This is a genomic window from Pseudoalteromonas sp. S1727 (assembly GCF_005886375.1).
In the GTDB taxonomy this organism is placed as follows: domain Bacteria; phylum Pseudomonadota; class Gammaproteobacteria; order Enterobacterales; family Alteromonadaceae; genus Pseudoalteromonas; species Pseudoalteromonas haloplanktis.
The window spans coordinates 1-497 of the sequence record NZ_PNDT01000160.1 but is presented as its reverse complement, the minus strand read 5'-3'; the positions used below and the strand labels follow the sequence as shown (position 1 = coordinate 497).

1 protein-coding gene is annotated in these 497 nt (G+C 40.0%); it reads right to left on the bottom strand.

Going from position 1 to position 497, the window contains the following annotated elements:
* Positions 1-497: flagellin N-terminal helical domain-containing protein (locus CWB85_RS21170; RefSeq protein ID WP_502705321.1), on the bottom strand; the 497-nt coding region annotated here is incomplete at both ends.

Genomic DNA, 497 nt, shown 5'->3' with positions numbered 1-497 from the left:
GAACGGTTGAATTACCAATTGTTTCCATACTAAAACTAATGTTTTGAACTGCATCAGCCCCTACTTGGAAGTTAGCCGAGTAAGTGCCATCAAGAAGGTTTTGACCACCAAATGTAGTATCCTCTGCGACTCGATTTACTTCTTCAGATAACGAGCGAATTTCATCTTGAATCGCTAAACGGTCTTCATCTGTATTTGTACCATTCGATGCTTGCTGGGCAAGTGTGCGCATACGTTGGAACATTGATGTTACTTCGTCTAATGCACCTTCTGCAGTTTGTGCAAGTGAAATACCATCATTTGCATTTCGGTTACCTTGATTTAAACCATTAACCTGACTGGTTAAACGGTTGGCGATTTGCATACCTGCCGCATCATCTTTCGCACTATTAATACGTAGACCTGATGATAGACGTTGGAATGAAGTATCGAGTGAATTACTAGATTTACTTAACTGTCTTTGTGCGTTCAGGGAACTCACATTAGTATTTACATAT